The organism is Dysgonomonas sp. Shenzhen-Wh21 (assembly GCF_043392705.1).
Lineage (GTDB): Bacteria > Bacteroidota > Bacteroidia > Bacteroidales > Dysgonomonadaceae > Dysgonomonas.
Map to the genome: position 1 here is coordinate 1 of NZ_JAIXHZ010000040.1, position 3,282 is coordinate 3,282.

Annotated in this window: 4 protein-coding genes; 3 read left to right on the forward strand and 1 reads right to left on the reverse strand. The window is 36.3% G+C overall.

The genetic code is table 11. The features are described 5' to 3' along the window. From LDB17_RS02065 to LDB17_RS02075, 3 genes are all read left to right on the forward strand, one after another. Positions 1-1,177: ABC transporter permease (locus LDB17_RS02065; protein WP_393924861.1), on the forward strand; the 1,177-nt coding region annotated here is incomplete at its 5' end. 4 nt (positions 1,178-1,181) lie between these two features. Next, complete coding sequence (locus tag LDB17_RS02070) at positions 1,182-2,438, forward strand: FtsX-like permease family protein (RefSeq protein WP_393924862.1); 1,257 nt, start codon at positions 1,182-1,184, stop codon at positions 2,436-2,438. A 21-nt stretch (positions 2,439-2,459) separates the two neighbouring features. Then, positions 2,460-3,167 carry a TolC family protein gene (locus LDB17_RS02075; protein WP_393924863.1) on the forward strand — a complete coding sequence of 236 codons (708 nt, stop codon included), beginning with the start codon at positions 2,460-2,462 and terminating at the stop codon, positions 3,165-3,167. Here LDB17_RS02075 and LDB17_RS02080 read toward each other — a convergent pair. Beyond that, positions 3,144-3,233, reverse strand: coding sequence for a hypothetical protein (locus tag LDB17_RS02080; protein ID WP_393924864.1), 90 nt, complete (start codon positions 3,231-3,233; stop codon positions 3,144-3,146). The genes LDB17_RS02075 and LDB17_RS02080 overlap by 24 nt on opposite strands. Positions 3,234-3,282: the final 49 nt, after the last annotated feature.

Below are 3,282 nucleotides of genomic sequence, written 5' to 3' on the forward strand. Positions count from 1 at the left end.
ATTGGCTATAATGATGGTTATGGTCATCATAGTGACCGACTCCATTAAGCATGTAGATATAGCACCTGAAGTAAACAGAAGCAAGACCTTCTATGTGAAACGCTATACCAAAAAGAGTAAAGATCAAACTAAAAGCAGGATATGGCAAAGTACAATCAGCTACGAATTGTATAAAAATTACCTCTCGGAATTTAAAACGCCCGAATATACTACTGCTGTTGACAAAGCATGGAATGGCAATCAGTTTATGGTAAAAAAGGAGAATGCGAAAGAACGTTTCTTATCGGAGATCAAAATGGTAGACGCTAGTTACTGGAAAGTACTATCCTTTACTTTTCTGGATGGAAAACCATTTACAGAAGAAGACTTCAAATCGGGCATACGCAATGCTGTGATATCCCAAAATCTTGCAAAAAAAGTGTTTGGGAACAATGAAGCTTTGGGCAAAAATATAGAAATAGACTTTAAGCTATACAAAGTGATCGGTATTATAAAAGACGTGCCCCAGACCTTTACATACGGATACGGAGAAGCGTATATACCATATACCTCGAAGAATGGGTACACTAACAGGAGCTATCACATCCTATACCTATTGAAGGATAAAAAAGACGCAACAGCATTAACGGAGGAAATACAGAAAGCTCAACGAAAATTTGATAGTGGCGACCCCGAAAACAATATAACGTTTCATGGGCCTTACAATCAGAGACAATTATTAATGCAAGAAACCAGGGATATGAAACCGGATGAAAAAACAGCGAATAGAAAAATGATATTCATTTTTACCGTTTTACTTCTCATTCCGGCAGTTAACCTATCCAGCTTTAGCATGTCTCAAATAAAAAGACGAATCGAAGAAATAGGAGTAAGAAAAGCTTTCGGAGCGAAAAAATATATAATACTGATTCAGATTTTGTTCGAAAATCTAATTACAACTTTCATAGGAGGTATTATAGGATTGATATTGTCATACTTCATTGTAATGTGGCTCAAAAGCTGGCTACTCGATGTAGGGGCAGAGAGTGCTATACCAATTCATGCTTTAATATCATACCCTGTATTAGTAGGTGTATTCTTAGCATGCTTTGTGCTCAACCTTCTTTCGGCAGGAATACCGGCATACAGAGCGTCAAAAGCAGCCATAGTTGATTCTTTGAACAAAAAAAACATGTAACAATATGATAAAGCAAATTTTTAAAATAATATGGAGTGAGCGAAAAATCAACATTTGGATATTGTTCGAGCTCGTATTGGTCTTTTGTATCCTTTGGTTTTGTGTAGATTACATCTATTTTTTCACAAAACGTTACTTAGAGCCGACAGGCTATAATGTAGAACACGTTTACAACATCAATATGGGTATAAAAGAAGAAGGTCATGTACTTATAAACAATGGAACGGATGCTCAAAAAGATTCATTAGTCAACATCGTATGGACTATCGTAGATCGCATAAAGAAATATCCTGATATAGAATACATAAGTCTCTCTTCGGCTGCTGTTCCCTATTCGGGTTCATTTATGAGCAATAAAGCCTCTTTGGATACGATGGTTGATTACATTCAGTTCAAATCGGTTAGTCCTGACTATTTCAATGTTTTTAAAATCAACTTGCAACAAGGACAAGTAGAGAACTGGAATAACACGGATAATATAGTTATCAGTGGGAATAAAGATAATCAATTTTTGAAGCACGATACCAAACAAATAAAATCACTCGTAACCGGAGATAACGAAAACAAACAAGTAATAGGAGTTGCAGCATCTTCCAAGAGGAGTGAGTTTGACGAACACAATCCGATAGTTTACACATTATTATCCACAAATGATAGGGAAACAGTCTATTTTGATGGAATCGAAATTTGTGTACGGGTAAAAGCCGAAGCCGATAAAAATTTCATTGAACGATTTACAAAAGATATGCAAGAACAAATTGCGATGGATCCTTATTTTTTATCGTCTGTGACATCTATCAGTGATCTTAGAAAGATATTTATGAAAAGGAATGATGATATAGAAAAGATACTCTTGAAGTTATTATCGTATTTGTTCCATTTCATAAATATCTTTCTTGCTGTGGTAGGCACATTCTGGTTTCGTATACAGACCCGACGTAATGAAATTGGATTGAGAGTAGCTGTAGGATCAACCCGAATGAATATAAAAGCTTTATTCATTCTCGAAACTCTCTTCTTATTGCTATTAGCCAGTCTTATAGCCACGCCGATATGCATAAACATCGCTTTGGCGGATATACTAAGAGATATTGGCGTACCGTCCATAGATAGAGGAGAAGAGCCAATACAGATAAGCCAATACGTTATTAACTATTTATTTACTGCATTTATACTGATCACAATATCAATATCGGCAGTACTTTATCCATCGTGGAGGGCATCCAGAATACAACCGGCAGAAGCTCTGCGAGACGAATAAAACAGAAACAAAACAAAGAGTATGAAAAAGATTTTTTCTTCTATACTATTGCTGGCTTTATTTACAGGTTTGCGAGCACAGGATACGATTACAGTAAATCTTCCTGAAGCTATTCAACGAAGTGTCTCTATCTCGGTAGATGCTGTTGTAGCCCGCAACCAGTTTAAATCAAGTTATTGGGGATATAGAACATATAAAGCCGAACTGTTGCCCGAAGTAACATTAAATACTACCCTGCCCTACTATTCTAAATCATACAATCCATTTCAGAATTCGGACGGAACATACACATTTGTTAGCAACGACTATAGTAAAATAGACGCAGGAATATCCATATCCCAAAATATCCCATTAACAGGGGCTACACTCTCCGTAGAAAGCAGTTTTCAAAGATTAGAGCAATACGGAGGCAACGGTTCTACAAGGTATATGGCAATTCCCGGATCGATAACACTTCAACAACCTATTTTTGGATTCAACCGTGTGAAATGGTTACAAAAAATAGAGCCGGTAAAGTATCAGGGAGCAAAACAGCAATTGGTCGCCGATATGGAAGATGTATCTAATACCGCAATCCAATACTATTTCAATTTGCTATTGGGACAAATAAATATGGAAATAGCACAGCAAAATCTAAAAAACACAGAGAAGCTCTATACGATAGCCGAAGCAAGAAGAAAAATAGGACAAATTTCAGAAAATGATTTATTGCAACTGAAACATTCTTGAACTTAAAGAGGCTTGTGCGTCTGTGAGGTATGACTCCGCTTTTAGTAATGAGACTTTCAGTTGCAATAAATCATTTTCTGAAATTTGTCCTATTTTTCTTCTTGCTTCGGCTATC